Source organism: Streptomyces sp. NPDC032940 (genome assembly GCF_040636935.1).
Classification (GTDB): domain Bacteria; phylum Actinomycetota; class Actinomycetes; order Streptomycetales; family Streptomycetaceae; genus Streptomyces.
This window is the reverse complement of record NZ_JBEZVJ010000031.1, coordinates 20,759-46,101: the sequence shown is the minus strand read 5'-3', so window position 1 is coordinate 46,101 and position 25,343 is coordinate 20,759. Positions and strand designations below refer to the sequence as shown.

The 25,343-nt window shown below is 75.5% G+C and carries 19 protein-coding genes; 15 read left to right on the top strand and 4 right to left on the bottom strand.

Annotated features, from left to right (window positions below; translation table 11 throughout):
* Nucleotides 1–448 precede the first annotated feature (448 nt).
* The 3 genes from AB0E77_RS28770 to AB0E77_RS28760 all read right to left on the bottom strand — a co-directional run bounded on the left by AB0E77_RS28770 (nucleotide 449) and on the right by AB0E77_RS28760 (nucleotide 4,592).
* Nucleotides 449–2,512: a SpoIIE family protein phosphatase gene (locus tag AB0E77_RS28770; RefSeq protein WP_361576111.1), complete on the bottom strand. Its 2,064-nt coding sequence runs from the start codon at nucleotides 2,510–2,512 to the stop codon at nucleotides 449–451.
* Between the two features lie 162 nt (nucleotides 2,513–2,674).
* Entirely contained in the window at nucleotides 2,675–3,838 is a 1,164-nt protein-coding gene (locus AB0E77_RS28765) for an SMI1/KNR4 family protein (RefSeq protein ID WP_361576108.1), read from the bottom strand.
* Between the two features lie 154 nt (nucleotides 3,839–3,992).
* Nucleotides 3,993–4,592 carry a discoidin domain-containing protein gene (locus AB0E77_RS28760; RefSeq protein WP_361576105.1) on the bottom strand — a complete coding sequence of 200 codons (600 nt, stop codon included), beginning with the start codon at nucleotides 4,590–4,592 and terminating at the stop codon, nucleotides 3,993–3,995.
* A gap of 247 nt (nucleotides 4,593–4,839) precedes the next feature.
* Here AB0E77_RS28760 and AB0E77_RS28755 point away from each other — a divergent pair, with 247 nt between their 5' ends.
* Nucleotides 4,840–5,301 carry a VOC family protein gene (locus AB0E77_RS28755; RefSeq protein WP_361576102.1) on the top strand — a complete coding sequence of 154 codons (462 nt, stop codon included), beginning with the start codon at nucleotides 4,840–4,842 and terminating at the stop codon, nucleotides 5,299–5,301.
* A gap of 12 nt (nucleotides 5,302–5,313) precedes the next feature.
* Here the strand turns inward: AB0E77_RS28755 and AB0E77_RS28750 are convergent, their stop codons facing one another.
* Nucleotides 5,314–8,670, bottom strand: coding sequence for a CHAT domain-containing protein (locus AB0E77_RS28750; protein ID WP_361576099.1), 3,357 nt, complete (start codon nucleotides 8,668–8,670; stop codon nucleotides 5,314–5,316).
* 291 nt (nucleotides 8,671–8,961) lie between these two features.
* Here AB0E77_RS28750 and AB0E77_RS28745 point away from each other — a divergent pair, with 291 nt between their 5' ends.
* From AB0E77_RS28745 to AB0E77_RS28680, 14 genes are all read left to right on the top strand, one after another.
* Nucleotides 8,962–9,555: a hypothetical protein gene (locus tag AB0E77_RS28745; RefSeq protein ID WP_361576096.1), complete on the top strand. Its 594-nt coding sequence runs from the start codon at nucleotides 8,962–8,964 to the stop codon at nucleotides 9,553–9,555.
* A 116-nt stretch (nucleotides 9,556–9,671) separates the two neighbouring features.
* Nucleotides 9,672–10,373: a hypothetical protein gene (locus AB0E77_RS28740; RefSeq protein ID WP_361576093.1), complete on the top strand. Its 702-nt coding sequence runs from the start codon at nucleotides 9,672–9,674 to the stop codon at nucleotides 10,371–10,373.
* Nucleotides 10,373–11,068, top strand: coding sequence for an RES family NAD+ phosphorylase (locus AB0E77_RS28735; protein WP_361576090.1), 696 nt, complete (start codon nucleotides 10,373–10,375; stop codon nucleotides 11,066–11,068). The genes AB0E77_RS28740 and AB0E77_RS28735 overlap by 1 nt, the downstream gene beginning before the upstream one ends.
* Nucleotides 11,069–11,167: 99 nt before the next feature.
* Nucleotides 11,168–12,292, top strand: coding sequence for a hypothetical protein (locus AB0E77_RS28730; RefSeq protein WP_361576087.1), 1,125 nt, complete (start codon nucleotides 11,168–11,170; stop codon nucleotides 12,290–12,292).
* A 144-nt stretch (nucleotides 12,293–12,436) separates the two neighbouring features.
* Nucleotides 12,437–12,667, top strand: coding sequence for a hypothetical protein (locus tag AB0E77_RS28725; RefSeq protein ID WP_361576085.1), 231 nt, complete (start codon nucleotides 12,437–12,439; stop codon nucleotides 12,665–12,667).
* Nucleotides 12,660–13,430 (top strand): hypothetical protein, encoded by a 771-nt coding sequence (locus AB0E77_RS28720; RefSeq protein ID WP_361576082.1) that lies wholly within the window; start codon nucleotides 12,660–12,662, stop codon nucleotides 13,428–13,430. Before AB0E77_RS28725 ends, AB0E77_RS28720 begins: the two co-directional genes overlap by 8 nt.
* On the top strand, nucleotides 13,427–14,305 hold the full coding sequence (locus AB0E77_RS28715) for a protein phosphatase 2C domain-containing protein (RefSeq protein ID WP_361576079.1): 879 nt from the start codon (nucleotides 13,427–13,429) through the stop codon (nucleotides 14,303–14,305). Before AB0E77_RS28720 ends, AB0E77_RS28715 begins: the two co-directional genes overlap by 4 nt.
* Before the next feature lie 2 nt (nucleotides 14,306–14,307).
* A complete protein-coding gene (locus AB0E77_RS28710; protein ID WP_361576076.1) occupies nucleotides 14,308–15,372 on the top strand; it encodes a hypothetical protein in 1,065 nt (354 codons plus the stop codon).
* Entirely contained in the window at nucleotides 15,369–16,016 is a 648-nt protein-coding gene (locus tag AB0E77_RS28705) for a 4Fe-4S single cluster domain-containing protein (RefSeq protein ID WP_361576073.1), read from the top strand. Before AB0E77_RS28710 ends, AB0E77_RS28705 begins: the two co-directional genes overlap by 4 nt.
* Nucleotides 16,013–17,467 carry a hypothetical protein gene (locus AB0E77_RS28700; RefSeq protein WP_361576070.1) on the top strand — a complete coding sequence of 485 codons (1,455 nt, stop codon included), beginning with the start codon at nucleotides 16,013–16,015 and terminating at the stop codon, nucleotides 17,465–17,467. Before AB0E77_RS28705 ends, AB0E77_RS28700 begins: the two co-directional genes overlap by 4 nt.
* Nucleotides 17,464–19,620, top strand: a complete 2,157-nt coding sequence (locus tag AB0E77_RS28695; protein ID WP_361576067.1) for an AAA family ATPase — start codon at nucleotides 17,464–17,466, stop codon at nucleotides 19,618–19,620. Before AB0E77_RS28700 ends, AB0E77_RS28695 begins: the two co-directional genes overlap by 4 nt.
* Nucleotides 19,617–21,629 carry an Hsp70 family protein gene (locus AB0E77_RS28690; RefSeq protein WP_361576064.1) on the top strand — a complete coding sequence of 671 codons (2,013 nt, stop codon included), beginning with the start codon at nucleotides 19,617–19,619 and terminating at the stop codon, nucleotides 21,627–21,629. The genes AB0E77_RS28695 and AB0E77_RS28690 overlap by 4 nt, the downstream gene beginning before the upstream one ends.
* Nucleotides 21,629–22,819: a hypothetical protein gene (locus AB0E77_RS28685; protein ID WP_361576061.1), complete on the top strand. Its 1,191-nt coding sequence runs from the start codon at nucleotides 21,629–21,631 to the stop codon at nucleotides 22,817–22,819. Before AB0E77_RS28690 ends, AB0E77_RS28685 begins: the two co-directional genes overlap by 1 nt.
* Nucleotides 22,816–25,338, top strand: coding sequence for a GTPase-associated protein 1-related protein (locus AB0E77_RS28680; RefSeq protein WP_361576058.1), 2,523 nt, complete (start codon nucleotides 22,816–22,818; stop codon nucleotides 25,336–25,338). Before AB0E77_RS28685 ends, AB0E77_RS28680 begins: the two co-directional genes overlap by 4 nt.
* The last annotated feature ends 5 nt before the right edge of the window (nucleotides 25,339–25,343 follow it).

The window sequence follows — 25,343 nt, the reverse complement described above, 5'->3', positions numbered from 1 at the left end:
ACGAGTCCGTTCGGTCGAAAATACGGTGCCGCGGCGCCGCCGGTCAAGGCTCCGTTGCGGGCCGGCACCGGTCCGGGCTGCCGTCCTGTAGGAGTGCACATACACGGGGGCCGCGGGCAGGGTGATCCGACGATCGGGGCGGATGCCTCCCATGGAAGTCGACCTCGCATTTACCAGGGGCTCCAGCGTTATTCCACCGCATATGCGATGCGAGGCGAAGAAATTGCGGGGCGCGTATTCCTCCCTTCGCCGGCCGCCGGGACGCGCGGGTGCACGGGTCCGAGCGGGGCCGGCGGGACGGGCGGGGCGGGTGATCCGGCGTCAGGGGGCGTTGTCAGTGCCTCCGCCGATGGAGATCCGCCCCTTCATCGACTCCCACCCGGGCGTCACCTGTGAACGCGGCGCCTGCTGCTCCGAGACCCGCCTGCCGGTCATGCTCTGGGCGCGGTCAGGGCTGGGGCGGCGCCCCGTTCGTCACCCGTAGGGCCAGCATCGCCACGTCGTCCGTGCTGCCCTCCGGCAGCAGGGTGGCCAGGAGGTCGTCGCACAGGACCTCGAGGGGCTGTTCCGCGGCCTTCGACGCCGCACGGCGCAGTCGGTCCAGGCCCTGCTGCAGGTCCTCGTCGCGGCGTTCCACCAGGCCGTCGGTGTAGAGGAGCAGCGTGCAGCCCTGCGGAAGGGGCTGCTGGGCGCTGGTGTAGCGGGGGTCCGGCACCAGGCCGATGAGGGGGTTGCGGGCGTCGGTCAGGAAGCCGGCGGTGCCGTCGGGGGCGACGAGCAGCGGCGGCGGGTGGCCGGCGACGGAGTACTGGAGGCGGAAGCCGTCGGGGCCGGGCCGCTCCACGCGGGCCAGGATGCAGGTGGCCGTCCCCTCGGGGTACAGGGTCTGCACGGAGATGTCCAGGCGGTGCAGGATCTCCCCGGTGGGCTCCTCCCGGTCCAGGGCGAGTCCGCGCAGCATGTTGCGCAACTGGCTCATGGTGACGGCGGCCGGCAGATCGTGCCCGGCGACGTCGCCGATGGTCACGACGACGGCACCGTCGCGCAGGACGAAGGAGTCGTACCAGTCACCGCCGACCTCGGCGCCGACGGTGCTGGGCCGGTAGCGCACGGCGATGTCCAGCCCCGGCACCTCGGGCGGGGCGGTCAGCAGGCTGCGCTGGAGGGCGAGGGCGACCTGCCGGGTGCGCTGGTACTCCAGGGCGCTGCGCAGCGGCGCGTGCGTCTGCTCGGCCAGATCGCGCAGCAGGTCCACCTCGGGGCGGCCGAGCGGCGGCCGGTCGTCGCTGACGGAGGCGGTGAGCAGGGCCGCGGTGGTGCCGTCCACGACGACGGGCAGCAGGACGATGCTGTTGACGCCGCCGGACAGCCACGGCGCGTCCGCCGGTCCCGCCAGGTCCGGCGGCGGCTCGCCCGGCGGGAAGGCTGCGTACAGGGGACTGCCCTGCTCGATGGCGCGGGCGAGCAGGCTGTCGGGCCGCAGGTGCTCCTCGCGGTGCGGAGGCAGGTCGGGCATGCCGGGGCGGGTGAGGGCGACGACGCGTTCGGCGGTCAGCGCGCCCCCGGCGGGACGGTCCAGGGTCTGCGGCAGCAGGTAGACGCGGCAGGCGTCGGCGACGTCGGGCACGATCACATGACTGAGGGCGTCCAGCATCTCCTGGAGCCGCACCGTGTCGGCCGTGGCGGCCGCGGCGCGGGCCAGCAGGGTGTCGCGGCGGTCGGCCTGCCACTGCTGCTCGATGTCGGCGCAGGTGCCGACCCATTCGATGACGGTGTCGCCGTCGCGCACGGGGGCCGCGTAGATGGAGAAGTGCCGGTAGCCGCCGCCGGCCAGCCGCAGCCGGTAGACGTGCGTGAAGTCGGTGGGGACGTCGGCCAGGGCGCGGTTCCACTCCCTGACGATGTCCTCCCGGTCGTCGGGGTGGACGGCGTCGAGCCAGCCGTCGCCGCGGAACTCCTCCCAGGTCTGCCCGGTCACCCGCTCCCACCCGGGGCTGGGCTCGATCACGCCGCCCTCGGGCGCGGTCACCCACACCATCTGGCTCCCGGCCTTGACCAGGCTGCGGTAGCGCAGCAGGGCGCGGCGGCGCTCCTCGGCCAGGACCCGGATGCGTTCGGCGGCCTCGACCTGCTCGGTGACCTCGACGATGACGGCCAGAATGCCGTGCTCCCCCGCGCCGAACGTCGACCGGGAGATGCTGAAGTCGAAGTAGCGCGTGACGCCGTGGGCCTCGCCCGGATAGGTCACGTCGACGGGGGCCGTGGAGACCCGTTCGGCGTGGCCGGTGGTGAGCACGCGGTCGAGGATGTCGAAGTAGCCGGTCTGCGCCAGGTCGGGGAAGGCCTCCCGCAGGGACCGGCCGAGCGGGCGGTCGCCGAAGGTCTGCCGGTAGAGCGTGTTGGTGTAGACGATGCGGTGGTCCGGGCCGCGGGCGAGGAGGACGCCCACGGGGGCCGGATCGAACACGTCGAGTCCGATCCCGCTCGTCAGGCGCTGCGTCTCTTCGCTCATCAGGTGTCTCCCGCATCGCCGCTTATGAGGACATATGCGGCCTCGGTCACCTTATGTCAGCTATGCCCACCGAAGCGTCGGAGCCGCACCCGGCGGCGTGCCGGACGGATCGGGCACGCCGCCGGGTGCGGGGCAGAGCGGGTCATGAGGGCGACGGGGTGGTCACCACCGGGGTCGGTCCTGGCCTCGGGCGTACTGAGCTGCGTACCAGCTGGAGTCGATGGCGGGGTTGCTCAGGGTCCCCAGGAACCGTTCGTCGGGCAGCGGGGGCAGTGGCGGACTGCCCAGGTCCGCGTGGAGGTCCGCACGCCAGTCGACGGTGAGGCGGCTCCGGATCGTCGCGCTCTCGTACACGGACCGGTAGGGCGAGCCCCAGATCCCGTGCGGCATCTTCTCCGCGGCCCACCTGCGCGTGCTGTCCCGGTGGGCTTCGGCCTGCACGAGCACCGCGCGCAGTCGCAGGGCGAGCGGGCCGGCCTGGTCCGGCGGGGAGGGGGCCTCGCCGCGCTCCAGCGCGTCCAGGGCCGATTCGACCTCCGGGTACTTGTGCAGGCCCGTGTCGACCGCCAGTCTGCGCAGCTGCCTGCGAGCGGCCTCGGCCACCCGCTCCCGCGGGAGGACCGCGATGAGCGCACCGAGCTCCTCCAGTGCGTTCAGGTGGCTCGCGTGGAGGAGGTCGGTGGGGCTGCAGGAGAGGTCCAGCTCCGGTAGCCGCTCGTCCCGGGCGGGGAGAGGGTCGTCCGCACTGCCCCACTCCGGGCGGGCGGACATGGCCCACTCCCAGATCAGCCGGCCGTTGAACGTGACGGCACCGGCATCCCGGCCGCGCTCGAGCTCGTCGGCCAGCTCCGCCAGGTACTCACCCAGGGAGCCGGCCTTCCCGAAACCGGTGCCGGTCTCGTCGAAGAACCGTCCGACCGCACCGAAGGAGTCCCGCCCGGTGCGGCAGTCGACCATGAGTCCGTCCGAGGTCGCCTCGTAGGAACCGAACTTCACGTAGTCGTGGTGCCAGTAGTACTCGGCGTCCTCGTCGTCGAGGCCGTCGGCGGTGTTGCGCAGGAACCCGGTGTCCGCGAGCACCCCGCTCACCGAGAGGAGCCGGTCGTGCGTGCTGAACAGGAAGGCCTCCGGTCCCTCCGACGCCCCGTCGTGGCAGAGCAGCGAAGCGACCAGGTCCGGGGGAAAGGTGACACCCAGCTCCTCCTGTGCTGCAGCTATCTCCTCGTGCTCCGCGGGCGGCCGGAGCGTGGCGAACGTGCGAGGCGCGTACTCGCGAAGCCACGCGTCGATGCGGCGCCACGAATCCCGGACCAGGTCTGCTGTCATGCGGCCGACTCTAGAGCCGGCCACTGACAGGTGATCGTCGCCCGCCCACAGCCTGGTGCCGCGGGCCCCGACGAGGGCGCTGACGGCGCGCGGTCCGGGAGTCGCGCCGCGTCGGGCAGGACGCGGCGACGTCCAGGCGCTCGACTCCCGGGCCTCAGGAGGCCGGGGCCCCGTAGGCGCCCAGCTCGTGGATCGAGTAGCCCCAGGTGGTCCTGCGCTCCACGCCCTGCATACGGACGTACCGGACCGGGTCCGTGCCGGGGAGGCGGACGACGTCGTCGCCGCAGCTCTCGGGGCGCTGCGTGGAGACGGTGGTCCAGTGCGTGCCGTCCTGCGAGGTCTGGACGGTGTACTGCTTCGCGCAGGCGCTCTCCCACGCGAGGGTCACCGCCGCGACCCTCGCCGGGGTGGCGAGCTCGACCTGCACCCATGCGTCGTCCGCGTAGCCGGATGCCCAACGGGTGCCGAGCAGACCGTCGTTGACATGGCGCGGGGCCTGACGGTCGAGGTCCTGCTCCACGCTGGACGCGGACGCCGTGCCCTTGAGGGCGAGGTTCTCCCCGCCGCCCGCGACGTCCCACGACCGGAGCCGGACGCCGGCCTGCACGAGGAAGGCGTCCAGCACTCCGTCACCGGCCTTGGGCTGCACCGAGCCCCAGGAGTTGCGCGGCGGGTCGACCCGCACCGCGCGGGCCCGCTGCCGGAGGTCGTCCGACTCGGCCACCAGCCGGTCCGGGGCAGTTGCCTGGACCATCAACCGGGTGCTGTGCTCATAGAAGATGGGGTGACGCGGCGAGGAACATAAGACGTATGGGTCTAGACCTCTTTCTCGATCGGCTTTACTCCGGGCAACGTCGGCGTCGACGCGGCGCCCATGCCCGTGCCGTGGTCGCCGGCGGCTCGGCCGGTCTTTTCTTCGTGTCGCGCCGGAGATGTAGGACGGGATCCGACCGCGTGGGGTGTCAGGGTGGGACCCGGCCCTCTGCGAACGGAGCAACCCGATGAGCCGTCACTTCCAGGTCACCTTCGACGCCCACGACCCCCGCGCGCTGTCCGGCTTCTGGCGCGACGTCCTCGGCTACGCGCACCCCGGCCCGCCCGGAGTCGACGTGCCCGAGGGCGCCGACCCGCTGGCCGCGTGGGACGAGTTCCTCGCGCGGGTCGGCGTGCCCGAGGACCAGCGCAACAGCAGATCGGCCATCGAGGACCCGGACGGGGACGGTCCTCGGCTCTTCTTCCAGCAGGTGCCGGAGGGCAAGGCCGCCAAGAACCGGGTCCACCTCGACGTCCGGGTGGCCCCGGGGCTCCAGGGGGAGGAGCGGATGGCGGCGCTCGAGGCCGAGTGCGAGCGGCTCGTGGCGCTGGGCGCGACGCGGGTCCGCCGCTTCGAGCCCGAACCGCCCCTCGGCACCGGCTTCATCGTGATGGCCGACCCCGAGGGCAACGAGTTCTGCCTGGACTGACGCGGCCCGCGCTCAGCCGGTGACCCGGGTGGCGCGCGGGGCGCCGGGGCCCGGGTGGCCCTGGTGGATGAAGGCCGCCCAGGCCGCCGGACGGTCCAGCACCGGGCCCTTGGCCAACTCGTCGAGCAGGGCGCCGCCGAGCGACTCCGGGGCCGTGCGGTGCGGGTCGAGCATCCACATCTGCGCGGCCCTGAGCGCGTCGACCGGGCTGCGTCCCTCGACCGCCACGTGGTGGTGGAACACGGCCATCATCAGCGCCGAGGCCGAGTCGCGGGTGGCCCAGCGCGAGCCCACCACGTCCCGTGCGCCGCCCGCCACGAACGCGGTCGTCAGGGTCAGCGCCTCGTCGTGGTCGCGCCGGCTCAGGTCCGTCTCGCACGCACTGAGCACGATCAGCGGGCCGCCCGGGGCGTCCGCGCCGTCCGAGGGGCCTCGTCCGCCCGGCCGGCGGCCCAGCAGCCGGGCGACCGTCAGCAGGCCGGGGCCCGGTCCGGCGGCGCCGCCCGTACGGTCCTCCGGATGCGCCAGTTGCAGCGCGGACGCCGTCGGGCTCGGGCCGGCCGAGCCGTGGCAGGCGACGTGCAGCAGCGACGGCGTACCGGCGAGCACGTCGAGGAGGTCGTCCGGGGTGCCGGCGCCCTCCGGCTCGGCCGGCGGTTCGTACAGCTCCCCGTACAGCCGCGCCCCGGGATACACGGACCGCTGGAGCGCGGTCACCTCCAGGTCGGCGTACGGCAGGCTCAGGCTCGGGTCCGCCACCAGCACGGGGTCCGCGCCGGGGGCCCGCCGGGCGCGGCGGACCGTGTCCAGGAACTGCCGCCCGGACGCCGCGTAGCTGAACACGATCGCCTGGCACGCGTACGCGTGCGGTGCCTCGTCGGGGAACCGCGCCGCGTGCCACGGCACGATGCCGAGGCGCCCGCACGGCACCAGCACGATCCTGGGCGGCCCCGGGCGGCCCTTGCGCCGGTCCTCGTTGGCGGCGAGCCGTTCCGCGACGCCGCTCATGACGGGCACGACCATCGCCCCGGTCGCCCAGTCGCACAGCTCGGCGAGGGCGTCCTCCCACGCCGATGCGGCCTCGGCGTCCCCAGGGCTCGCCTGGTGCCGGGTCACGGCGTCGATGTAGCGCTCCAGGGGCCCGCTGTGCTCGCCGGAGAGCAGCGGCATGGCCCGTACGCCGGTGCCGATGTCGGGGCCCACCACGATGGCCATGCCCGGCAGGGTTCCCTCGCCCTCCAGCAGGTAGACCAGCGCGTCCGCGTCGCCCTCCGCGACACCGGCCTTGAGCTCCTCGACCGTGGGCGTGCGGAACAGGACGCCGCCCGGCTCCCGGTGGCCGAGGGCCTCCAGCGCGCGGCGGCGCAGCGAGCTGGGCAGTTCGCGGGGGAGCGCGTCGGACCGTCCGCCGGGTGCGCTGCCCGCCGCCCGCCACTCCCGGGCCAGGTCATGATGGCCGCGGGACTCCAGCAGTTCGGGCACGGCCCGCGAGGTGGACGCCGCCTGCAGCACCAGGGCCCGGCCCAGCTCCAGCGCGGCCACGGCCTCCTCGACCCGGCCCTGCGAAGCCGCCCAGATCGCGGCCCGGATGCCCCGGTCGGCTCCGGACCGGGCGGCGAGCAGTCCGTGGTCGGGGCCGTCCTGGAGGACGACGTCACCGGCGAGCGCCTGGAGGGACTCCAGCGCCGCGTCCGTGGCGGCGTCGCGGTCCGCGGGGTCGCGGGTGCGCTCGAGGCGCAGCCGGTGGCACTCCGCGAGCTGCCACAGGGCGGGGGCGGCGACCTGCGGGGACCGCCCCTGCCGGACCCGGTCGCGGACCCGCCGCAGTTCGTCGATGGCGGCGTCCAGGTCGGCCGGGTCCCGGGTCACCGTGTGCCGCATCGACGCCGACAGGGCGGCGAGGTAGCGGGTCTCCGTGGAGGCGTCCGCGCCGGGCGGGGTGTACCGCGGCATCAGGTCCGGGGTGCCGCCCACGACGGCCCGGGCGGTGCGGAACGTGTCCTTGAGCGCATCGGCCAGCGCTTCCGGGACGCCGAGGGACGCGGCGCTCATGGCGGCCAGCGCCTCCTCCTGCTCGGCGAACCCGCGCTGGAGCGCCTCCGTGTCCTGGGTGTACGCGCCGAGGCTGGTCAGCGCGTTGCCCAGGGCCAGCCGCACCATCGGACGGAAGGGATCGCCGTCCGGCAGGGACCGCTCCAGGGACTCGAGTTCCGCCACCAGCGCCGGCAGATCCTCCGGGGACTCCGTCTCCTCGGCCTCGCGCACCCGGCCGAGCAGCTCCAGCGCCCGGTTGCCGGTCAGGAGCCCGGAGGCGGCGGGATCGGCGGCGGCCTGCCGCTCGAGGTGCTCGGTGACCCGCCGCGCGTGGCCGCGGGCGACGTCCGTGTCCTGGTGGCTGCCGCTCAGCGGCATCCCCGTCTGCAGCACCAGACGCATCAGGTGCTCGATCTCGGGTGCCCGGTCGTGGCCCTCCGGCAGGCGGTCCAGGTCCGCGCCGAGCCGCCGGAGCAAGCGGCTGACCTGCTCGGGGTCGCCCGTGCGCAGGGCGTCCGTGGTGCCGAGCATCGCGGCCAGCCAGGAGCCGGTGACCGTGTCGTCGTCCTCACCGGCGCCGGCATCGCCGTCGGTGCGGGAGCCGGCCGGCGTGGTCGTGGCCGCCGGTGGTGTCTCGGGCAGGTCCTTGGCCAGCTCGAGCAGCATCCGGAGCTGATCGGCGAACGGGAAGCCGTCGGGCAGCATGGCCAGCAGCGCCTCCGGGTCGGACAGGTCGGTCAGTGCCGGATGGGTGAGCAGGTTCCGCATCAGCGTGAGCTGTTCCAGCAACTCCGGTGACACCGGAAGCTGCCCGGCTTCGGCGGCCTCCGCGGCCTCCGCGGCCAGCGCGGCGAGCCGCGCCCCCTCCTCGGCCGCGGCCCCCGGCCCCGTCCGCTGCGCCCGGTCGAAGACGTGCCAGAGATCCGGTGCCGTCCCCGGCGGGCCCACGGGCATCGACGAGTCCGACACCATCAGCAGGAGCAACGCCGTCATCCGCCGGTCCTGTTCCGTCACCGCCTCGCCCGCGGGCGTCGAGGGGTCCCGTGCCTCGGTCAGCAGGCGCTGCGCACGCTCGCGGTCCTCCGCGGTGCCCTTCCCGGTGGCGTACCGGAAGGCGAGCAGCAGGCCGAGCCGCACGGTGACCACGCCGAGGAGCGGCCGGTCGTGGTCCAGGAGGTCGCGCAGTGCGGTCAGTTCGGCCACGAGGCCGTCGTAGTCCGCCGGGGTCACCGTCGCGTCGCCCGACCGGGCGATCAACCGGGCGGTGCGCCCGATCACGTCGTCCGCCCAGAGCCGCAGCCCCCGGACGCCCCCGTCCGCCTCGTCGTCCACCATGTTCGCGCGCCCCCTGTCCGCCGCGGCATCCGTACCCGCCGGCTCACCGGCCCCCGTGACCTCATGATGGCGCGACCGCACGCCGTCCGGTACGGCGATGAGGCCGACTTCCGTGAGACGACCGGAAATCGGCCAGGACGCGCCCTGTCCCGCCGCCCGCGCGTGGGCCCGGCCGCGGTGCCCGGGCGGTCGGCGGCGGGGCGAACACCGGTCGTCGTCCGGGCCCGGGGTTCACCGGGCGGGTGACCCGGTGCTTCGCTGGTGCCGGAGCAGATCGAGGGAGGAGGCGCCGTGGACCTCGGGGATGTGACCGCGCCGGTCGCCGCGGTCGTGGGAGTCGTCGGAACCCTGCTGTCCGCGCTGCTGACCCAGCGGGCGGCGGACCGCAGCCGGCAGCGTGAGCTGGAACGCGCCGAGGAACTGCGGGAGCGGCGCAGCCAGACCCAGGAGCTGCGGTCCTGCTACGTCGCGCTCAACACCGCCGGCCGGCAGTATCTCGCCGCGCTCACCGACCAGTTGCACGCCCTGGGCCGCGCCGGGGAACTGTCCGCCGCGCGGCAGCGGCTGACCGGGGCGCGCGACCAGTACCGGGACGTGTACGCGGAGGCGCAGATGCGGCTGCCGCAGCGGGTGCTCGCGCACGCGGGGGACGTCAGCCGCGACCTGGGCGCCGTGTACGGCATGATCCGGCGCCTGGACGACGGTGTACCGCGGCCGGGGGACTCGCCGGCCGCCGTGCAGGCGGGCATCGACGCGCTGTGGGAACGGCTGCGGGAGATGCGGCGCGAGATGCGCGCCGATCTGGGCAGCACCCGGGCGGATTCCGGGCGCCGGGCACGGGAAACGGGCGGAACGGCCACCGGACGCCCTGACGGGTCGGCATAGTGACGCCCTGACGGACCGGCACCGTACGGACGGGCGCGCGGCGTCCGGCGCCCGGCGCGGGAGCCGGACGGCACGACGGGCAGCACGACCGACGGCACGACGGAAGGGAGGGACGCGTGAACGACGACGGCACGGGCGAGGGCCGCGGCGGGGGAGCGGAAAGGCTGCTCGCCCTGATCGGCGAGCACCGGGACACCGTCCGGGAAGGCCTCGACGACGAGCAGTACGCGGAACTGCTCACCAGGCTGGCGGCGCTCGCCGACGCGGCGTCCGACGACAGGAGGGCGGTCCTCAAGGCGGTGCGGGGCGTGCAGCTCGCGCTGCTGCCGCTGCCCCTGGACCACCCGGTGCGCGCCGCGCTGGACCCCCTGCGCCTGGTCGCGGCGCCGCCCGGACCGGCCACGGTGACCGGGGCACGCGAGCTGCTGGCCCACCTGGTGATCCCGGCACCGTCGCCCGCAGCCGCCGGGTCCGACGACGGCGCCCAGGAACAGCTCCTCAGGGCCCCCGCCCTCTCCGCCGACGAGGCGCGGACCCGGTGCGGCGGCACGGCACCGCCGCCCGAACTGATCAGACTGACGGACGCCCAGGGCGGCGACCGCTACCCGGAGTTCCAGTTCGGCGCGGGCGACGGCAGCCCTTGCGAGGTGGTCCTCGAGGTCAACCGCGTCCTCCTCGCCGACATCGACCCCTGGGGGGCCGCGGCCTGGTGGCTCAGCGGCAACAGCTGGCTGGGCGGGACACCTGCGTCGCTCCTCGGCCGGCTGCCCGACGGCGAGCTGGTCGGCGCGGCCACGGCACTGGCGGAGGGGGACTGATGACCGGCTTCTTCCCCACGACGCCCCTGGAGCTGCGGCCCAACCACGAGGTGGTCCCGGCGGGCACGGAGCTGTGGCGGGTGCACAAGTCCCGGTACGCGCCGGACGAGTTCAACCCGACCCTCGCCGACGTGCACGACCACCGGGCGGGCAGCCGCTTCGACGGCACGGTGCTCGACCCGTACCACTCCCTGTACCTCGCGGCCGACCCGACGACGGCCCTGGCCGAGAGCGTGCTGCGGTCGCGGCCGTTCGACCCCCGGTACAGCATGCGGTACATCCCCTGGATCACCGTCCGGGGACGGTCGTTGAGCGCCCTGCGGACCCGGTGCGAGCTCAGTCTCGTCTCGCTGCTCGAGGAACGGGACCTGGCCGCCGTCTGCCAGGACTCCGCACTCCTGGAGGACGAGCGCAACTACCCGCAGGCCAGACGCTGGGCGAGCGAGATCCGGGCGCAGGCGCCGGACATCGTGGGCCTGGTCTGGCAGTCGCGGCGCAACCGGCCCCGCCGGGCGCTGGTGCTCTTCCACGACCGGTTCGACGACTGCCCCGGCTGCGACGGCAAACCGTTGGAGGTCCTGCCCGAGGCCGGGATCGCCGACCTCGGCTCCGACGCGGGCATCGACCGGGCGAACGAACTCCTCGCGCCGCTCCGGTCCGAGATCTCCAGGCCGGTACGGCCGGGGCGGCCATGAGGACCGCGACGGAGTGAGACGAGGGACGGACGACCCGCCCTGTTCCGGGGCCGGTCGTCCCGCTTGTCCGGGTGTGACACCTGGTGCCATCGTGAGTCCATGGCATCGACTGCTCCTGACCAGGCGTCACTTCACCGCGACCTCAAGGAGGTCAGGCGCGTCGGGCTGGTCCGGCTGCGCGGGCGCGCGCTGCCCGCGCTGGAGCCGGCCGCCGAGGCGGTGGGCGCCGGCACCGCCCGCCCCCCGGGCGCCGGCACCGCCGTCGAGGCGCTGCTGCGGCTCGCCGTGTCCCGCCTGGACGCGGGCACGCTGCGCACCGCCGCCGAGTACACCCTCGGTCTGGCGCAGGGCACCAGGGACTGGCCCGCATCCTCCCGGCGTGCCCGGGCGGCCGCGGTGTACGGAGTGAGCGTCGAACGGTTCCGCAAGGACCACGAGGTGATGGTCCTCGGCCAGATCGCCGAGCACGTCGTGCTGCTGATGACCGAGGCGGCGGCCGGGACAGCCGCCGTGCCGGACGGCGCCGGGGAGCACGGCGCCACCGGCACCCACCGCTGCGTGACGGCCCGCGTCGCCGGCCGGGACGTACGGCTCACCCTCCACATGCACCCCGCCGACCTGCTGCGCGACGTGGACGTGATCGTCTCCCCGGCCAACGTCTACTTCGCGCTGCCCGAGTCGTACAAGTCGTCGGTCGCCGCGTCGCTGCGCCGGGCGGCCGCCGTGCGCGGGGTGACCGGCGAGGTCCTGGACGACCCGGTGCGCGACGAGCTGCGGGCCTGGGCCGGCCGGCACGGCACCGCGGGCCGCGCGGTGCTGCCCGGCACGGTCGTGCCCACCGGCCCGGGAGCCCTGGCGGAGCAGGGCCTCCGGCGGATCTACCACGCCGCCGTCGCCGTGCCCCGGGCCGGCACCAACGACTACGACGTCCTGCCGGCCGACGTCACCCGGGCCGCGTCCCGGGCACTGGCCGTACTGGCCGAGGAGCACGAGCGGCACGACCCGCCGCTGCGCTCGGTGTGCTTCCCGCTGCTCGGATCGGGCCGTGGGGGACTGCCGTACCACGTCAGCCTCGCCGCCGTGTGGGCCGCCCTCGAGGCCGAACTCGCGCGCGGGGCACGGTGGGACGTCCACTTCCTGGTGCGCACGCCGGAGGCCGCGGCGGTGGTCGAACGGGTGCGGGCCAGGATCCGACCGGCCCGCGACCAGCGGCCGACCGGCTGATCCGGTCCAATGGAAGGGCGCCCCGGTCCGCGCGAGGAGGCACAGGGGCGCGCACGGGGGCGCGAGGAGGTGTCAGACGTTGCACACACCACGGTTTTCCGTTCTGCCAGGGACAGTTGACGAACTGTCACCTACCGTGGGCGCATGAGCGGCGAGATGCGGGAGTGGGCTCTCGGGGCGCCGGGCCGGATCGTCACCTGGCCGGCGCCCGACGCGTACGTACTGGTCGAAGGCGTGCTGCTGCGCATGCGGCCGGATTCCCCGGACATGCCCCCGGGGACGGAGGTCGTCGTGGGCCGCGACGACGGGCGGCCCGGTCTCGTCGCCCGCAGGGCCGTGCCGGCGGCGGGGGACGGGTGGTCCGCGGATGAGTGAGTACGGCATCGGGCTCGCGGAGGGCTACGACGAGCGGCAGCCCGTCGTCCTGCTCCTCGACACGTCCGCCTCCATGGGGCGGCCCGCGGGGAGTCCCCGCATCGACGAACTCAACGACGCGCTGGACCGCTGGTTCGCCGGCGTCAGGGCGGAGCCGAGACTGCGCGCGCGCGTGGAGGTGTGCCTGATCGCGTTCGACTCGCGGGTGCGGGTCTTCGACCCGGCCCGCCAGGCGCTGGTCCCGGCCGGGGAGACCCCGGCGGACCGGCTTTTCGTGCCGGTGGACCGGATGCGCCCGCCCCGGCTGGAGGCGTCCGGGCTCACCCGTATGACGGAGGCCGTCGAGACGGCCCTCGACCTCGCCCGGGAACGCTACCGGGCGCTCCAGGCCCAGCGCGTCCAGGTGCGGCGGCCGTTCCTGTGGGTGCTGACCGACGGTGCGCCGAGCGACGCCGACGGGCGGCGGATGGCCCCCGCGGCCCTGGCAGGCACCGCGGCGAAGGTGCGGCGCGGCGAGGAGCGCGGGGAGTGCGTGTTCCAGGCCGTCGGGGTGCGCGGCGCCGACCTGGAACTCCTCCGGGTCCTGGCGCCCAAGGCCACGCTGATGCTCGAGGAGCAGGGCTTCGAGCGGATCCTCGAGCTGATGTTCCAGAGCTCGGACCGCAGCGACCCGGACCAGGCCGCCGACGAGATCCACGGTCAGGTCGCCGCCCTCGCGGAACGGCAGCGGCGTCTGCAACTGCTCGAGGAGCGATACCAGTGATCGTCGCGGGGGCCGTCGTCCAGGGCACCGGCCACCTGGCGGCGGGGCAGGGGTGCCAGGACGCCTTCAAGGCGGTCGACCTGGGCGAGAGCGCGGTCCTCGCCGTCGCGGACGGCGCCGGCGGACGCGAACGCAGCGCCCTCGGCGCCCACATCGCCGTGGACGCGGCCTGCCGGGTGCTGGCCGAGGACGCCCCCGAGGCGGGGGACCCGCCGGAGACCTGGACCCGGTGGACCGCCGCGGCCGGCGCCCGGGTGGTCGCCGAGTACCTGCGGTCGGTCACGGCCGTCCTGTCGGCGACGGCCCCGGCACCCGCCGCGCACCGGGCGGACCCGCCGGACCCCCGGCCCGTTGACGCCGGCGCCCTCGCGGCCACCCTGGCCGCCGCCCTCGTCCGGCCGCCGTGGGCGGCGTTCGTCTCGGTCGGCGACTGCTTCGGCACCCTGCTCACCCGGCCGGCCCCGGCCCCCGCGGAACCGGACGCGGAAACGGACGCGGAACCGGAGCCGGAACCCGCCGAGCGCTGTCACCTCGTCCTGCCGCCGCCCGAACCCCGGCGACCGGGGCCGGTGTTCCTCTCCTCGCCCGGCGCCGCGCTGCGCGCCCGGACGTTCGTGGTGTGGGAGCCGGAACTCAGCGGGGTCGTCCTCGCCACGGACGGCTGCACCGCGCTCACCCTCGACCACCCCTCCGTACGCGGACTGCCCCCGGAGGCCGGGCCGTTGCCGTCGGAGCGGTTCTTCCGCGGGCTCGCCGCCACCCTCCGCGCCAACGGCGGGGACGCCGCACCCCTGCGAGCCCTGCTCTGCGGACCCGGGGCGGCCCGTACCGGCGACGACCTGACCGTGCTGTGCGCCCTGGTCGAGGGGAGGTGACGATGGCCCTCACCGTGGTGTCCGGCAACGGACGCGAATGGCGGCTCACCGAGCGCATCGGCAGCGGCTCGGAAGGCGTCGTGTACGGCGTCGACGACGCGCGACCCCTGGTGGCCAAGCTCGTCCCCGACCCGCCCGACCCGGCCGCCTACCGCCGCCGCATAGCCCGGCTGGTCCGCCAGCGCCGCGAGCCGCGCACGGTGCGGCTGCTCTCCGCGACGCCGGTACGGGTCGCCTGGCCGATGGTGGGGGTGCGCACCGGCGGCCCGGGCGCCGAGGGCGTCGACGGCTACGTGATGCCCGACATGCGCCACGCCCACCGGCCCTTCCCGCACCTGCTGACCCCGGCCGCCCGCCGCGCCCTGCTGCCCCGGGCCACCTGGGCGACCGCCCTGGCCGCCGCCCTCTCCCTCGCCCGCCTCCTGGCCGACCTGCACGCCGAGGGCTATGTGGTCGGCGACCTCAAACCCGACAACCTGTGGGTGGACGACCGAGGCGCGGTCGGCATGGCCGACGTGGACTCCTGGCAGTTCACGGACGGCGGCGAACTCTTCCCGGGCCGGATGGGCACCCCCGGCTACCTGGCGCCCGAACGCATCGGCGCACCCGCCGGCACCCCGCCGCAGCGGACCTCGGACGACTTCGTGCTCGCCGTGCTGGTCCACCAGCTGCTGATGGACGGACTGCACCCCTTCGCCGGATATCCCGCGGACGGCGCGGAATACCGCTCCTACGACGACAACGTCCTGCACGGCCGCTGCCGCCTCCTCGACCGCACGTCGGTGCTGCTGCCCCGGACGGCGCCGCCCGTCGACCTGCTGCCCCGCCGGATCGCGGACCTGCTGCGCGCCGCGTTCGGCGGCGTACGTCCCACCGCGCCGGCCTGGGCCGAGGCACTGGCCGCCGAGTCGGCTCCCGGGCGGCTGCGGGCATGCCGGACGGACCCCCGGCACGTGCACACCGTGGAGCGGCCCTGGTGCCCGTGGTGCGACCTGGCCGAACGGGCCGGTGGGAGAAGCCGGCGCCCGGACGAGGAGACGAAGGACGAGGAGACGAACACGGTATGACCGAGACGCCCCTGCTCTCCGTGGCCCGCAGGCTCGACCACTGCACCGTCCTCGGCCCGGGAAAGCGCGCCGTGATCTGGGTGCAGGGCTGCCCCCTGCGCTGCCACGGCTGCGTGGCGGCCGAGACCCTGCCCTTCGAGGGCGGCACCGCCCACACCGTGGACGAACTCGCCGACTGGCTCTGCGCCCTGCCCGACGTCGAGGGCGTCACCCTCTCCGGCGGGGAGCCCTTCAGCCAGGCGGCCCCCCTCGCGGCACTGCTCGACGCGGTACGCGCGCGCAGGCCGGGCTTCAGCGCGATGGCGTACTCGGGATTCCGGCACGAGACCCTGCGCCGCGACCCCGGACGGCGGGTCCTGCTGCGGCGCCTCGACCTCCTCGTCGACGGCCCCTACGTCGCAGCCCGCCACGCCGCCCTGCGCTGGCGCGGCTCGGCCAACCAGCGCATCGTCGCCCTCACCGGCCGCTACGCCCACCTGACCGACGAGCCCGACACCGGCGCGGGCATCGAACTCTCGCTGGAGGCCGACGGATCGCTCTCCTGGGCCGGGGTGCCACCGACCCCCGGATTCCGGGAGGGACTCGAGGAACAACTCGCGGCGCGGGGCTTCGTGCTGCACACCCAGGCACGGAGGGAAGCATGAGCGGATCACCGAAGTACAGCACCGTCACGGTCGCTCCCGCCTACCGGCGGCGCGAGGAGCAGCGGCGCCGCGAACAGCAGGCCGCACGCCGCCGCCGCGAGGCCCAGCGCGCCGAGGAGCGCGCCGAACTCGCCGCCAGGCGCGCCCGGGAGGCCGCCGCGCGCCGGGAACGGGCACGCGCCGAGGCCGAGCGCCGGCGCCACGAACTCGCGGCCCGGCGCGCCGCCGAACAGCAGGCCCACGCCTCCCGGCTCGGCCAGGAGCAGGCGGGCGCCGATGCCCGCCGCCTCGACGAGGTGCAGGACCTCCTCGTCCGCGTCCGCACGTCCGGCAGCGGCGCCCCGCCCAACGAACTGGACGCCCTGGAACAGCAGTTGCGGACGCTGCGCGGCAGGATCGGCCACGCCGGACAGCTCGGCGGGGCGATCGAGGAACTGCGCGGCCGCATCGTCCTGCTGGACCGGCGGGCGGACGACGCCGGCCCGGGCACCGACCCCGGCGCCGTGCTGGCCGGCTTCGAACGCAGGCTGGCCGAGATCGGCCCGGACGCCGCGGAACACGACGCGGAGGGCCGCCGGCGGTGCCTGGAACTGCTCGACCGGCTGCGCGCCTCGGCCGGCCCGGACGGCCGGACCCGCTTCGAGGCGCTGCTCGGCACGATGGAGCACGCGCTGGCCCGGCACGCCGCGACCGCCGCGGGACACGTCGAGGCGGAACGGCAGCGCGAACGGCAGGTGCGGGAGGCACGGCGGCAGGCCGAGGAACGCGCCGCCGCGCAGGCCGCCGCGGACGAGGCGGCGGCGGAGGCGGAACGCGAGCGCCTGGCGGCCGCCCTCGCCGAGGCCGCCGACCGGCTCGACGTCGTGGGCCGAGCCGCCGAGGACGCGGCCGAGGACGCCCGCGAACTCGCCGACCCGGACCTCGCCGGGCGGATCGAGGAAGCACTGCGCGCCGTCACCGGGCCCCTCGCGGCGGGGCAGGCGACCGAGGCCCTCGCGGCGGTCGGCGCACTGGAGGAACTGCTCCCCGAGGCCGAGGCGCGGCTCGACGAGCTCCAGCTCGCGCACACCCGGCGGATGGACCTCGGGCAGGCGCTCCAGGACGCCATGCTCGGCGAGGGCTTCGCCTTCCTCGGCGGCGAGGACCAGGGCGAGCGCCTCGTCCTGCGCTTCGAACGGCCCAGCGGTGCGAGCTACGAGACCACGATCGCCACGGACACCGGCGGCACACCCGTGCTCGTCTACCACGTGGACGGCGAGCCGGACGTGGCTCTGGAGCCGGCGCCCGAGGGCGCGGTGTGCGACCGCACGGAGGACCTCCTGGAGCGGGTGCACGAGGCGGTCGGCGGCCAGGACGGCTTCGTCCCCGGCGAACTCACCTGGCAGGGCAAGCCGCCCTCGCGGCAGGCCCGGCAGCTGCCCGGCGCGGAGGAATGGACGTGGAGCCGGTGAGCACGGTCGGGTGGGAGAAACGGGCGAACGGCGTCGGCGGCCCGCCGCCCGCCGAGCGTGCCGCGCACCGGGACGGTGCCGGCCGGGACGGGGAACCGGCCGCCGCGGACGGGATGATGCCGCTGTGGGCGGTCTCCCTCGGCTGGGAGCTGCGGCGCGGGCGCCAGGTGATCCTGAACGGGCAGATCCGGGACCGCTGGTGGTTCGAGGACCGGCCCGCCTCCTTCCGCGAGGTGGTCGCCGGAGTGCTGGAGCTGCGCGGCGCGGAGGTCGTCGGCTGGTGGGACCCGGTCGCCGGGCTCACCTTCCCGGTCCCGGGGCACGCCGAACGCTTCGACCGCCTGGTGGCGGGACTCCCGTCGAACGACCCCCAGGGCACCCGCCCCGGCCCCGGGGCCCGGGGCGGCACGTCCGGCGCCCCGTCGGACGGCCGGGCGGCACGCCCCTGGGAGAACCGCGGTGAGAGCGAGAGCCCGGGCGAGAGTGCCCGCGACGACCGCGCCTCCCGCGACGGCGACGCCCCCGCCGCGCGTACCCGGCGCGGCGACGAGCGGCAGCGCGGCCGGGACCGGCTGCTGTCCCCGCGTACGCCGGGGCGGCCCCGGACCTTCGACGACGTCGTCGCCACCGTGCACCGCCTGGCCGCCTCGCCCGACGCGGCCACGGCCTTCGTCTTCGAGGACGTCGACCACCAGCTCCCCCCGGGACAGCCCGACTCGCACCTCGGTCATCTGCGGCTGCGCGCCGCGATGACGGACGCCGTGACCCCGCACGCCGCCGCGGGACCCGCCCCGCACGCCCGCAACGCCGTCCTGTGCGCGGTGGGCGACATCGGACGCCTGCCCGGCTGGTTCCACCTGGAGGACCCCCGGATCGCCGCCCTGCACATCGGCCCGCCCGACCCCAGCGAACGCCGGCTCTGGCTGACCTGGCTGCACCGGCACTTCAACGGCGCGCAGGACGCCTCGCGCGCCGACCTCGAAGGCCTCGTCGGCGCCACCGACGGCATGGCGGGCTGGGACATCGAGTCCCTCGCCCGGACCTCGTGGCTGCGCAACGCGCCCCTGCGCAAGCCCGACAAGCTCCTGGAGCTCCACCGGCTCAACGTGAGCGTCGACCCGTGGACCCAGCTCGACCGCGACACCGTCGCCGGCGCCGCGGGGGTCCTCGGAGCCCGGGTCGTCGGCCAGGACACGGCCGTGAACGCCGTCGCGTCGGCCCTCCAGTCGGCCTTCGTCGGCGTCGACTTCGGCAACTCCGGCAACGCGCGGCCCCGGGGCGCGTTCTTCTTCGTCGGGCCCACCGGCGTCGGCAAGACCGAACTGGCCAAGTCGGTCGCCGAGCTGATGTTCGGCGACCAGAGCGCGTACGCCCGGTTCGACATGAGCGAGTACCAGCAGGAGCACGCCGCCGAACGCCTCGCCGGTGCACCGCCGGGCTACATCGGGCACGAGCAGGGCGGCGAGCTGACCCGCAGGGTGCAGGAACGGCCGTTCAGCGTGCTGCTCTTCGACGAGATCGAGAAGGCCCACCCCAAGGTCCTGGACAAGTTCCTGCAGATCCTGGAGGACGGCCGGCTCACCGACGGACGCGGCCAGACCGCGTACTTCTCCCAGTGCCTGATCATCTTCACCTCCAACACGGGGGCGGAGGCGGTGCAGGACCTGCTGAGCGAGCGCGACGCCGACCTCACGTACGCCGAGCTGGAGGCGCACTTCACCCGGGCGGTGGAGGAGAAGTTCCGGCAGATCGGCAGGCCCGAGATCTACGGGCGGCTCAAGCCCGGCGTGGTCGTCTTCGACATGCTGCGCCGCGAGCACATCGTCCGCATCGCCGACCGGCTCCTCGCCCAGCTCACCGAGTCGGTGCGCGAACGGCACCGCGTCGAACTGGTCCCCGACACGGACACCCTGCACCCGTGGATCACCGAGCGGATGTCGGACCCCGAGCACCAGGCGTACGGAGGACGGCAGATCCGCAACGAACTGGAACAGGTGCGGGCGGCCGTCGTGCGCCACCTGCTGGAGCACCGGCCGGACCCCGGCAGCAGGATCCGGGCCGGGATCGCCGCCGACGGCACCGCCCGAGTCACGGCGGACGTCACGGCCGGCGGGACCGCGCCCCGGGCGTGGGAGGAGAGCGAGGGAACATGATCGGCATCGACCTCGGGCACCGTTTCGGACGCGTCGGGCGGATCGGCCCCGACGGTGCGCCGACGGTGACCGCCACCGCGCTCGACGGCGCGGACGGCGTCCTGGAGCCGCGGCGGGCGCTGCCCCTGCTGTTCGGGCCGGCCCCGGCCGGTACGGCCGCCGCCGCGGCGGAACCCGACCCGCAGGCGGTCCTCGGCATACCGGCGTCCGGCGGCCGGGAGGACGAGCTGCGGCGCGCGGCCGAGAGCGCCGGGCTGGACGTCGCCCGGGTCGTGCCGGACCCGGTGGCGGTGGCCCTGCACTACGGGGCGGTCGACGAGGGCGTGGACCGCACGGTGCTGGTCTGCGACCAGGGGGCCACCACGCTGGAGCTGACCGTCCTCGCCGTCACGCCCGACCTCACGGTGCGCCTCGTACGGACCAGCGGCCACCGGCTCGGCGGCGACGACTGGGACGCGGCCCTCGCCGACGCGCTCGCCGGGCGGCTGCCGGACGGGGTGGACCCGCTGCGGGCGGCGGAGCGGCTGCGGCGCGCGCTCGGCACCTCGGACGAGGCCGAGGAGACCGTCGAGGACGCGTCCGGCGTCCGGCACCGGCTGACCCTGGACCGGGCCGGCTTCGAACGGGCGGTGGCACCCCTGCGGCAGCGGACGCTGGAAGCCGTCGCGGAGCAACTGACCGCGGCCGGCCCGGCGGTGGACACCGTCCTGCTGGCGGGCGGCCTGTGCGCGACGCCCGGCCGGCGCGCCGAGATCGAGGACCTGCCGGCCGCCCAGGGCCTGACGGTCCGCAGCCATCTGCCCGAACTCGCCGTCGTACGGGGCCTGCTGGCCCTGCGCGATTTCCCCGTCCTGCGCATCGTCGACGGCCCCGCGCCGTCACCGGCCCGGACCGACGACCGGTACTTCGTGCCCGACCAGGCTGCGGACCGTTCCGACCCGCCCGTACGGGACCCGGACCCGGAGCCGCGCCCCCGGCGCCCGCTGCCCGAGGACCCCGAACCGGCGACGCACCGCGCCACGCCCACGACCGCCGCCGGCGCCCCGCGGACCGCCACGGACGGCCCCCGGCCGACGGACGCGCCGTCGCCGCCGCGCCCGTCCCCGCCCCACGGGCCCCCGCTCGACGAGCCTTCCCGCCCGCAGGCCCCGGACGCCGAGCCCGCGGCCGAACCCACCGTCACCGTCCCGGGCCCCCGCCGGGCAGCGGAGCCACCGCCGCCGGCCCCCGAGCCGCCGCCGGCCCCGCACACGACCCGCGCCGCCGACCCCGCCGGCAGCCCGTCCGGCCCGGCCGCCCCCGGCCCCGCACCCGGCACCACCGCGCAGGACCCCGCCGATCCCTCCACGGACCCCCGGGACCACCTCGCCGTCCCCGTCGGACAGCTCCAGGCCCTGCGGCGCGGCGACCACCTCCTCGTCCTGTGGGCCTGGCCCGACGGCGCCCTCAGCGCCCGCGTCCGCTGGCGCCGCGAGACGGGCTCCGGCGGCGCCGGTCCGAGCGGCGGCGTCCCGAGGGAGGGAGAGCTGCTCTGCCGGCGCCGGGTCTACGAGCACGACGGCGGCCTCGACCTGGCCGTCGGCCGGGGCGCGGTCACCCTCACCGTCGAGGCCCTGGCCGCCGCCCCCGGCACCGACTGCGAGGGCGCCTCCTCCCTCCTCGTCCCCGCCGAGGCACCCGTCGTGGAGTACGAGCCGAGTGTGCGCCGGCGCCTCAAGGGCCGGATCGCCTCCGTCGCCTTCACCTCCCCGACCGGCTGCGACCTGCCGGCGCTGCGCATCGTCCACAGCCTCGGCCGCTTCCGCCCCACCAGTACCGCCGAGGGCACCGTGCTGCACGAGGTGCCCGCACAACGACTGCCCGCCGGAACCCCGCTGACCGTGGAGTTCCCGCTGCCCGCCACCCGGGGCCCCTCCTGGCTGGTCTGCTTCCCGGCGGACGCGAACGCCGCCACCGACACGCCCGTCGACATCCGCCCGACGGCGCTGCACCGACTGCGAGTGACGTGATGGCCAGACGACTCACCTGCCCCTACTGCTACGAGAGCTTCGCGCCCCGCGAGATCCGCTTCCGCTGCAACAGCCGCCTCAGCCGCACCGGGAAGCAGTGCTCACGCCGCCGCGACCAGGTGCTCGACGAGCGCCGGGGCCCACGCCCGAGCCACGATCTCGGACCGGACTTCGCCGCCGACGGCCGCAAGCCCACGGCCCTGTGCCCCGACTGCGAAGGCGAGACCACGTATCGGATCTGCCCGGTCTGCCACTCCGAACTCCCCGTCCAGTTCGGCCGGGTGGACAACCGCCTGATCGCCATGGTCGGCGCCAAGGCGTCCGGCAAGACCGTCTACATGACGGTGCTGCTGCACGAGATGCGCAACAGGGTGGGCGAGGCGTTCGGCGCCGCCCTGATGGGCCTGGACGACGCGACGATGCGCCGCTACAGCTCCGACTACGAGGACCGCCTCTACCGCGACAACCAGATGTTCCCCGGCACCCAGACGGCCTCCACCAACCTCAACCGGGTGGACCCGCTGGTCTTCCGCTTCAGCCTGGGCCGGCGCACCTTCCTCGGCGAACGCCCCCAGCACACCGTCCTGTCCTTCTTCGACACCGCCGGGGAGGACTTCAGCTCCAGGGAGAGTGTGGAGCTCAACACCCGCTACCTCACCGGCGCCGACGGCATCATCCTGCTCCTCGACCCGCTCCAGATGTCCGACGCCCGGGCCGGCGCCCTGCCGGGCACACCGCTGCCGGGGACCGAGGGACTCGACGCGCCCGTCAACGTCCTCTCCCGCGTCACCAGCCTGCTGCTCGCGCCGCGCGGCGGCCGGGCCGCGCAGAAGATCGGCACGCCGATCGCGGTGGTCTTCTCCAAGATGGACGCCTTCTGGCACCAACTGGACACCGCCAGCCCGCTGCGCGACTACGCCCCGCCGGGCGACCGCTTCGACGTGGGCGACAGCCTCAGCGTCCACGAGGAGGTGCGCCGGCTCCTCAAGGACTGGGACGGTGTCCAGATCGACCAGCTCCTCGACAACCACTACACCCGCTACCGCTACTTCGGCGTCTCCGCCCTCGGCCGCAACCCCACGCCCGAGGCGCGGGTCGCCCCCACCGGCATCCAGCCGTACCGGGTGGCCGACCCGCTGCTGTGGCTGCTCTCCGAGTTCGGTTCGGTGCCGAAGGCGGGACGCGGATGACCGGCGGGGCCGCGACCGGGCGGCCACCCGGCCCCCGGGCCCGCTTCCAGCAGCTCTACTACACCTCCTGCGAGCACGGTCTCAGCGGCTTCTCCGGGTTCCAGTTCAACGCCGTCAGCCCCGGCGTCAGCGCCGAGACCCGGCACGCCGTGGAGGCCCTCGCCGGATACGAACCGCCGCGCTCCATGGTGGAGTCGGACACCCCGGAGCTGCTCGCGCGCTGCCCGGTCAACCTCTGCTACCGGCCCCACGACCGGCAGGGCCGCGCCGCCACCGCGCTGTGCGTGCGCTACGTGGGCCGGGACTCGGCCCGCCGCTTCGGCAACTACTTCGCCCACGCCCTGCACAGCGACGACTTCCCCGCGGCCGCCGGCGGGCTGCTCGGGATCGAGCTGTGGGACTCGCCGGCATGGACCCGTTCGCCGTCCCCGGACACCGAGATCCCGGCGCTCGCGGCGCCCCCGCGCGGCCCGCTCGGCGCCCGCGCCGTCCACGACTTCGTCCGGTCCCACCCGCACGCGGAGCGGCTGCCGGAGCTGCTGGCCGCCGTGTTCGCCGCGCTCACCGACCACGGCTCGGTGGTCGTCGTCGACGAATCGACCGACCGGATCGCGCACTGGTTCGCCGCCGTGTCCTACCTGCTGCCGCCGCCGCTCGCCCGCCGTCTCTCGTTCGCCACCTACGTCTTCCGCCCCGCCCGCAGCCGGCTGCACCTGATCGGCACGGTGCCCGAGGCACAGCTCGACTTCGGGACGGACGACGAGGCCGCCTACACCGTCTTCGACTTCTCCCGGGGCCGCTTCCCGCGGGTGGACCTCCCCGGCCTGGTGCCGCTGCTGACCCGGATCGGCGTCGGTTCCGTCCGGCCCGTCTGGTCCTGGACGGCGGACTACACCCACGGCGGCGAGGAGACCCCGGCCGACTGGCACGCCCCGGTCGCCGCGGCGGCGGCCTCGGGCGGCATCGCGCTCACCGCCGCCGACGTCCGTGCGGTGATCGGCTGGCTGGCCGGCGCCGGCCACCTGGGGCCGCGCCGGGCAGCCGTCGCCGCCGACCTGCACCGCAAGCACCGGAACCTGGACGACGCGCAGCTCGCGGCGCTCAGCGACGCCGCGAAGGCCGGCGGCGACACGGCCGTCCACCAGGAGATCGAGGGGAAGCTGCACGAGTCCCGGATGCGGGCCTACATGACCGGAGCGGAGGACGCCGCCGCGCCGGTGCCGATCACCGACCGGGCGGAACGCGCACGGGCCACCGCCCTGTGGGAACGGCTGCTGGGCGACGAGGCGACCACGGCCCGGCAGCGGGTGCGGCTGCTGCTGTGGGCGCTCGGCGCCCGCCTCGCCCCGGCACCGGGCCTCGTCGAGCGCGAGACGCTCGCCCTCGCCCGCACCCTGCTCGGCTCCGCCACCCCCGGGCCCGGCCTGCGCCGGGACGTGGTCGAACTCGTCGGCGGCATGTCCCTGATGCGCGAGGCCCTCGCGGAGGCCGTGCAGGAGGCCCTGGAGGCGCGGGACGGACAGGAGCAGCTCTTCGCGCAGTTCCCCGCCGAACTGCTCGGCGAGCGGGACCTGCGGGACCGCCCGCTGCTCCTGGAGTACCACTGGCGGGCCCGGGCCGAACGGGAACCGTCCCGCACCGTGGAGATCATGTTCGCGATCCTCGAGGTGCGCGGCCGGACCTCGCCCGACGCGGAACTGCTGCGCGGCCTGTGGCGCCCCTCACGGTCCTGGACCCACGAGGAGGCCCTGCGGATCGTCCGCGGGCTGGACGGCGTTGGGCGGGTGGACGAGGCGGTCGGTGAGTGGCTCGACCGCGCGGTCGGCCGGCGGATCGACGACGAGGAGGGGCTCGCGGCCTGCCTGGAGCTGTGCGAGGCGCTCTCCTCGCCCGGCCGCATGGCCTGGCTGCCGCCGGCCGCACGGGAACGCGTGCGAATCGTCCTGGAGCTGGACCGGGCGCTGCGCACGGAACGCGAGGCCGTCGGACTCGCCCGCGCGTTCGCGGTGTCGGGCACGGCCACCTGGACCGCGGTGCAGGCGCTGAAGCGCCACCGCCTGGTGCCGGCCATGCTGGCCCTGCCCGTCGACGTCCGCCGGCTCCGCGAGGAGCTCCCGGAGTTCGGCCACTCCCTCGCGGAGGAGTACCTGGAGGCCGTACGCCGGACGGCCACGGGCGCCGGACGGCCCGGCGACGTCCTGCTCGGCCATGTCGCCGCCGTGGCCGCGCTGCCCACGGCCGACGGGCGGCTCTCCCAGGCCCAGCAGGACCTCATCCACACCGTCCGGGGGCACACCGGCAGGTACTGGCCGACGGACGACGTCGGGCGGCTGGAGCACCTGGTCCGCCCCCATCACCCGCAACTCGCCGACTACTACCGGGAGTGCGCCGAGGCCCGCCGCAGCGGCGCGCAGCGGCTGGCCGGGAAGGTGCGACGCCCGTTCCGCCGCGGCAGGGGCACGTCCCCCGGCGACGGTTCCCGCGGTGACGGTTCCCGGCGCGACAAGAAGGGACGGTGACGTCC